The 7,388-nt window shown below is 43.0% G+C and carries 7 protein-coding genes; 6 read left to right on the forward strand and 1 reads right to left on the reverse strand.

What is annotated here, in order from left to right; translation table 11 throughout:
- Nucleotides 1-447: 447 nt before the first annotated feature.
- The 6 genes from bioB (at nucleotide 448) to BP74_RS21360 (ending at nucleotide 6,567) form a co-directional block, all read left to right on the forward strand.
- Nucleotides 448-1,458, forward strand: coding sequence for a biotin synthase BioB (gene bioB, locus BP74_RS21335; protein ID WP_496377547.1), 1,011 nt, complete (start codon nucleotides 448-450; stop codon nucleotides 1,456-1,458).
- Entirely contained in the window at nucleotides 1,455-2,096 is a 642-nt protein-coding gene (gene bioD, locus BP74_RS21340) for a dethiobiotin synthase (RefSeq protein ID WP_496377549.1), read from the forward strand. Before bioB ends, bioD begins: the two co-directional genes overlap by 4 nt.
- Nucleotides 2,077-3,354, forward strand: a complete 1,278-nt coding sequence (gene bioA, locus BP74_RS21345; RefSeq protein ID WP_496377551.1) for an adenosylmethionine--8-amino-7-oxononanoate transaminase — start codon at nucleotides 2,077-2,079, stop codon at nucleotides 3,352-3,354. Before bioD ends, bioA begins: the two co-directional genes overlap by 20 nt.
- A 419-nt stretch (nucleotides 3,355-3,773) precedes the next feature.
- The gene (gene pnuC, locus BP74_RS21350; protein ID WP_496377553.1) at nucleotides 3,774-4,406 is read left to right on the forward strand and encodes a nicotinamide riboside transporter PnuC; all 633 of its coding nucleotides are present in this window, start codon (nucleotides 3,774-3,776) and stop codon (nucleotides 4,404-4,406) included.
- A gap of 8 nt (nucleotides 4,407-4,414) precedes the next feature.
- Complete coding sequence (locus tag BP74_RS21355) at nucleotides 4,415-5,521, forward strand: acyl-CoA dehydrogenase family protein (protein WP_496377554.1); 1,107 nt, start codon at nucleotides 4,415-4,417, stop codon at nucleotides 5,519-5,521.
- A gap of 479 nt (nucleotides 5,522-6,000) precedes the next feature.
- Nucleotides 6,001-6,567, forward strand: a complete 567-nt coding sequence (locus tag BP74_RS21360) for an RNA polymerase sigma factor (protein ID WP_496377556.1) — start codon at nucleotides 6,001-6,003, stop codon at nucleotides 6,565-6,567.
- A gap of 513 nt (nucleotides 6,568-7,080) precedes the next feature.
- On the opposite strand, the gene BP74_RS21365 is transcribed toward BP74_RS21360, so the two are convergent.
- A partial coding sequence (locus BP74_RS21365; protein ID WP_496377558.1) for a transposase occupies nucleotides 7,081-7,388 on the reverse strand: 308 nt, incomplete at its 5' end.

Here is a 7,388-nt window from a genome sequence, read left to right on the forward strand (position 1 = left end):
TTTTAATAGTTATAAAAAATACTCCTAGTCAAAAAAACCTTTGATAGTTCAAAGAGATAATTCTAGTTGGACCTCGGAGTATAGAGAAGTGGGGCAGGGACTAATACAAAAAATAGTTCTGGAAAACTTGGTCCTTTTATAGTTCACCCTGCCCACTTTTCTAATAAAGTTATTAACACAGAGAGCTGTTTTTAACACCCCCTGCACCCCCAAATAATAGTAGTAATAATGTTGAGTAAAAATGATAGAATTAAAACAAAGGGTTCCTTTTGGGGCAATGCCAAAAGGAATAAATAAAACTTGCCGAAGGCAAGTTCCCCTCCCCCCAATAGTACCTACCCAATCTCAAATCGTCTTATCCTCATCCAAACCTTTGGAAACGTATCATTAATCACAAATGCCCAAAACCCAACACCTTAACCTCTCTTCAAATATTCATTCCCAACCATGCCCATAAAATCAGACTGGACCCGAACAGAAATTGAAGAAATATACAACAGGCCCCTGCTTGATCTTCTTTATGATGCCGCCACCATCCATCGCCAATATAACACCTCAGGCGAAGTGCAATTAAGCAGCCTGGTGTCTATCAAAACTGGTGGCTGCCCCGAAGATTGCGCCTACTGTCCCCAGGCTGCCCGCTACCAGACAGGCATCAACGTGCATGCGCTCATGAAGAAAGAAGAAGTGCTTTCGCTGGCCCGCGAGGCCCGCGATAAAGGCGCCTCACGCATATGTATGGGCGCTTCATGGCGCGAGGTACGTGACAATAGTGATTTTGACCGTGTCCTCGAAATAGTTACCGCAGTTAATGAGATGGGAGTGGAGGTTTGCTGCACCCTGGGCATGCTCACCGAAAACCAGGCCATGCGACTCAAAGAAGCCGGCTGCTATGCCTACAATCACAACCTCGACACATCGGGAGAGTATTACACTCAAATCATATCCACCCGCAATTATAATGACAGGCTGCAAACCCTGCAGCATGTGCGCAACGCCGGACTATCAGTATGTACTGGTGGCATAATCGGGCTGGGAGAAACAAACGAAGATCGTATTGGGCTTTTACTCACATTGGCTACACTTCAGCAGCATCCCGAATCTGTACCCATTAACACACTGGTCGCTGTTAAAGGCACTCCTTTAGAAGATCAGCCCCCGGTACATATTGTTGATTTGATTAGAATGATTGCAACCTCGCGTATACTCATGCCTCGTACTGTTGTACGACTTTCAGCAGGTAGAAACAATATGTCACTGGCAGAACAGGCCTTGTGTTTCATGGCCGGGGCCAACTCCATATTTATCGGTGATAAGTTACTGACCACCCCCAATCCTGGCATAGGGGCTGATCTGTCACTATTAGAACTTTTAGGTCTCCATCCACGCCCGGCATTCAGCAGGGAGTTGAATACGGGGTATAACAGTTCTTCCATTTCAAATCCCTCAGCGTCTTGAAACTTGTAGTGGCAGGTATTCATACCGGCATCGGCAAAACCATGGCTTCCACCTTGCTGGTGGAAGCACTTCATTTTGATTACTGGAAGCCTGTGCAGGCCGGCGACCTTCATGCTTCGGACAGCCATTTTGTGCAAAACCATATTTCCAATCCTGTAACCACCATACACCCTGAAGCATACCGTTTGAAAAAAGCTGTATCTCCCCATGCTGCGGCAGCTTCAGAAGGTATCAAAATTAAAATAGAACATTGTTCACTGCCCTCCACTACCAATGGTATGATCATCGAAACTGCGGGAGGTGTGTTCTCGCCATTATGTAATGGCATTACCAATATTGATTTGATGAAGCAGTTAGGCTGTCCGGTGGTATTGGTCACCCAGGATTACCTGGGTAGCATCAACCATACCTTGCTCACTATACATGCCCTGCGTACAGCAGGCCTAAGTATAGCGGGAATTATATTTAATGGCAGGGAAGTTACCACCTCCCGCAGGTACATCACTCAACACAGTGGCCTTACCAAATTGCTAACCATACCTCATTTTGACGATACCTCTGGCCGCAACCTCATGCTCTATGCTGCCTGTATTGCTTCGCAGTTAAAAAGATTACTTCATGGATTTTGTTCAAGCTGACAAAGAATCAACCTGGCATCCCTTTACTCCATTGTCAGGAGCGCCGGTTCCCATACACATTTCACATGGTGCAGGCGCCTGGCTCTTTGCTTCCGATGGCCGCAAATTTATCGATGGCATCTCCTCCTGGTGGGTCAACCTGCACGGGCATGCCCATCCCTTTATCAATAAAAAACTGGCAGAGCAGGCCACCCGGCTGGAGCATGTGATCTTTGCCGGGTTCACACACACGCCTGCAATAACCCTGGCTAATGAATTGTTGTCCTTGTTCCCGGGCAATTTCAGTAAAATATTTTATTCCGATAATGGATCCACCGCGGTGGAAGTGGCGCTAAAAATGGCATTGCAGTACTGGGCCAACCAGGGACAGCCAAAGACAAAGATTATAGCATTTGAAGGCGCTTACCATGGCGATACTTTTGGCGCCATGTCCGTGGGTGCACGCAGCCTTTTTACAGCACCTTTTCAATCATTGCTTTTCGATGTAGTGCACATACCCCTGCCCAATGCTGGTAATCTTTCGGAATGCCTGCAGCAACTAGAGTCATTGCTGTATGCAGGTGATATCGCTGCTTTCATTTTTGAGCCGCTCGTCCAGGGGGCTGCTGGTATGCGTATGTACAAGCCCAAACATCTTGATGCAGTTTTATCACTTGTAAAATCTTTCGGTGTTTTATGTATTGCAGATGAAGTGATGACGGGCTTTTACCGTACAGGTAAAATGTTTGCGATGAACTACCTGCAGCAAACCCCTGATTTGGTTTGCTTGTCCAAGGGACTAACCGGTGGCTATCTGCCAATGGGTGTCACCGCATGCATCACCAAGGTCTTTCAGGCATTTAATTCACCTGAACTGCATAAGACTTTTTACCATGGTCATTCCTATACTGCCAATCCACTCGCTTGCGCAGTAGCATTAGCAAGTCTTGAAATACTCCGTGAATCAGCCACTCTCCAGCAGGTCTGTAGAATTTCAGGTTCCCATGCCTGGTTTGTACAATCCATGCAGGGTCATCCTGCCATCAGGGATATCCGTCACCGCGGCACCATTCTCGCCATAGAACTCAATGAAGGGGATAGCTCTTACTTTAATAACATTGGTAAAGAAATATACCAGCTTTGTCTCAATAGTGAAGTTTTATTAAGACCCCTTGGCAATGTTTTGTATTGCATGCCTCCCTATTGCATCAGTTCCCAGGAACTTCAAATGATCTATACCGCCATGGAAAAAGTATTAGACTATCTGAGTGGCGATTAACAGGCTCCCTGATGCAGTAAAATGATTGACCAGGCATTAAAAGATAATCTGGATTTCCAACCAACAACTTTTCAAAAATGGCAAATCCTTATATATAGCTGTGAAATAATGATTAACCCTGCGCTTTCAATCATGGGTAATACAATTTAACTGTAGGATTTCAACAAGATGAATTTTCATTCAAAGTATCTTGAAAGGGTTTCAATATGAATTGCAGATGTTTTAATACGAAGACATATTTAGCGGTTACATTTGCATTGCTTTACTCAAAAGGGGTGCCTTTTTTCGTCCTGATAGCAATCAAACGAGAATGAAAAGAAGGCTGAGATTATACCCATTGAAAGAAGTTTTTTATTAAGACTGTTTCTTTCAAACACCTGATCCGGGTAATGCCGGCGTAGGGACAAAATAAAATCATTATGAGTTTACATCATTGGTGGAATCTTCTTTTACAACAAATGAAGACAACTGACTGGTTGCAGTGGGTTGCTGTTTGTCTTGGTGTAGCAGAAGTATTGTTTGCGAAAGCAAATAAAATTTGGCTTTACCCAACGGGTATAGCAGGCACCTTGATCTCCATTTATATTTTGACTGTAGCAGGGTTGTATGCAGAATGCCTGCTGAACGGCTACTATGTTATAATGAGTGTTTATGGTTGGTGGTATTGGATAAAAAAGAAAGACCTGCCACTGGTAAAGATCAGCTATTGCAATCGTAAAGATTGGATAACTGTGATGTTGATTGTAGCCATAAGTTTTGCATTGCTTGCCCTGATGCCAAAGAATTTTACTCCTTCAACTGTTCCATTTTGGGATGCATGGGTAAGCGCCACTGCCTGGGCTGGCATGTGGTTGCTGGCGAAACGCAAAATAGAAAACTGGATACTGCTGAATATATCAAATGCATTTGCCATGCCATTATTATGGTACAAGCAACTTCCACTTTTTGCTGCACTCACTTTATTTCTTTTTGTTGTAGCCATCCAGGGCTTTTATCAATGGAGAAAAATTGTGCGGCGGGAAAATTTCTTTACTTCTTTTGCAATTAACTGATCACCAAAATGAACGAAATACCACATCCATCTGCATTCATTGATCCGGCAGTGTCTGATATTATCCGTGAGTCGTCTGTAAAAGCAGAACAGATGGGATCATTGCATCCAGATCAATTGGCGGCAATCTACGGGCAAAAATGGTTCAATCTTTTTGTGCCGAAAAAATTTAATGGTTTGGAGCTTTCATTACCTGGTGCATTAGAAATTCAGGAAGGCATCGCCTGGACGGATGGCAGCACGGGGTGGACGGTCACTCTTTGCAGTGGAGCCAATTGGTTCATCGGGTTTTTGCAACCCGAAGTAGTGAAAGATATTTTCAATAACGATAAAACCTGTTTTGCAGGCAGCGGCCATCCATCTGGTGTTGCAAAAATTACATCTCAGGGTTACGAAATAACGGGCTTTTGGAAATATGCAACCGGTGCACCATACGCTACGGCATTTACAGCCAATTGTATTATTGAAAAAAATGGAAATGCCATGCAAAATGAAAATGGCAGCCCCATGATCAGGTCATTTCTTTTTTTAAGAAATGAAGTAACCGTACATAAAGATTGGAAGAGCATAGGCATGCTCGCTACTGCCAGCAACAGTTTTGAAGTAAATAAACTTTATGTTCCGCAAAACAGGTGTTTCATTATTCATCCCAGGCAGGTTTTCTTAGATCATCCTATTTATCAATTTCCATTTTTACAATTTGCAGAAGCCACTTTAGCTGTAAACAGTTCAGGTATGGGTTGTCGTTTTCTTGATCTCTGCGAAATAATCTTAAAAGAAAAGGCCGCATATAAAAATTATGCAACAGGATCATTAAAACTTTTACAACAAAAACTAAATGGGGCCAAAACTAATTTGCAACAAGCCAGGGAGTCATTTTATTTAGCTGTGCAGTCAGCATGGGAAGAATGTACGTCGCGGAGATCTGTTTCACCGGAACAATTGAACAAACTCAGTGAAAAAAGCCGGGAATTGGCATTAATTTCAAGACGCCTTGTTGATGAATTATATCCTTATTGCGGAATGATGGCTATAAACCCTGAGACAGAAATAAATCGTGTTTGGCGTAATCTGCATACGGCAAGTCAACATGGGTTATTGAACTATCGGGATTGATTTGGTGGATAGAATTACAGAATCCATCAACAATCTCAAGACAGGCTTATCATCATCCTTTTAGTCCAAAGAAATGACTGCTTTTATATAGCATTTTCCACTTAAAGAACTGCAAACTAAAAACTGCAAACTATAAACTTTCTATGTGCCTATGTGTATCCTTTGTGCTCTATGTGGTAAAATAAATAGTGAGCCTGCGAACCCTCTTTATTCATCTTAAGATATGTCTGCCATCAAAAAGCATCTCCAACCTAAACAACTACAAACCACAAACTACAAACTATAAACTTCTCTTCGTGTTCCTTCCCGCCTTCGCGTCTTTGCGGCAATCTTCCCCGTGTTCCTCCCTGTCGCCCGTGTCTCCGTGGTTCAATTTCCTTGCACCCCTGCGCAGCACCTCACCCTCATTTCTTGTCTACCAAAATAACATTTCCAATAATTTTCTTTTCTTTACCAAACCATCACTATCAATCACCAGTTTGAATTCAACCCTACCATATAACGACAAAGAACTCATCCTTCGCTTGCAGCAGGGCAGCGAAGCAGCCTTCTCGGAGTTGTATGAACAATACGCACCACAGCTCATCAAGTTTGCCGCAGCACGGCTCTCATCACTAGAGGAAGCCCGTGATATCATTCATGATTTATTTGTGCATTTCTGGCAGGAGAGGGAACATATCCAGGTCAATGTATCCTTGCGTGCATTTTTATTTGCCGCGGTGCGGTACCGTATTATTGATCACATCCGAAAAAACAGCAACCATCAAAAATACGCTGACCAGGTTTCTACTCTTCCCACTATGGAATTAACAACCGAGGAAGAGTTGTATGCCAAGGAGCTCCAGGAAAAACTGCATGGAGCCATCAGCCAGTTATCCCCGCGACTGCAGGAAATATTCAGGCTAAGCAGGTTTGGTCACCTTACCATTGCCGATATAGCGCAGCAGCTCCAATTGTCCGAGCAAACTGTCAAGAACCAGCTAACCACTGCCCTCAGCCAGCTACGTTCAAAGCTCTCTACTATCTTCTTTATCCTATGGTGGTAAACTTGGCCACAAAAACACAAAGCCACAAAGAAGCGCTAAGAAGAAAGAATTAAAAAATTCTGATCTTAAGGCAATTCTATGTGCCTATATGCACCCTATGTGTCAATGTGATAAACTTTTTTTAGTGAGCCTGCGAACTCAATATTTCATCCTATTAAATGCCTGCTATCGAAAATCCTCTGAAACCTAAAAAACTACAAACTAAAAATTTCAAACTACAAACTCCCTTATGTCCCTCTCTGTCCCCCGAGTCACTGTGGTTCAAAATTCTAGTGAGCCTGCGAACCCCCTTTGCGCTCCTTTCCGTCTTTCCGTCTTTGTGGTAAATTCCCTTTTTCTCTCAGTGTCCCAAGTGTCCCCGTGGTTCAAAATTCTGGTGAGCTTGCGAACCACCTTCCTTCCTCCTAAGAAATGTCCGTTATAAAAAAACATCTTCAACCTAAACAACTACAAACTACAAACTACGAACTACAAACTATTTTCTCCGTGCTCCTCTCTGTGCCGCCCTGTATTCTAAGGTTTACAAACTGCCAAAAAAGTTTCTAAGTAGCTCTCAACAAATGGTGTTTGACGTTTAATCACAGCGAACATTCTATATAAGATCTTATTTCGAACGATGTTAATGGTACTCATTTTTGATTTCCCCTTTTCTAATCGTTTTAAATAATAATCTCTTAGTTCTTTATCATGTTGAATAGCGGTTTTTGCAGAAAGATCAAGCAAAGTTTTCATGTGCTTGTCAGCATGCTGATCGACTTTAGTTTTCAGTTTAAGACTTGTCCCTGACTCGTAAGGAAAGGGAGCTGTGCCACAGTAACATG

Source organism: Flavisolibacter ginsengiterrae DSM 18136 (genome assembly GCF_059568575.1).

Coding starts and splice junctions, on each gene's coding strand:
- bioA (WP_496377551.1), top strand. CDS start 2,077: ATGGATTTTGTTCAAGCTGACAAAGAATCAACCTGGCATCCCTTTACT.
- BP74_RS21355 (WP_496377554.1), top strand. CDS start 4,415: ATGAACGAAATACCACATCCATCTGCATTCATTGATCCGGCAGTGTCT.
- bioB (WP_496377547.1), top strand. CDS start 448: ATGCCCATAAAATCAGACTGGACCCGAACAGAAATTGAAGAAATATAC.
- pnuC (WP_496377553.1), top strand. CDS start 3,774: ATGAGTTTACATCATTGGTGGAATCTTCTTTTACAACAAATGAAGACA.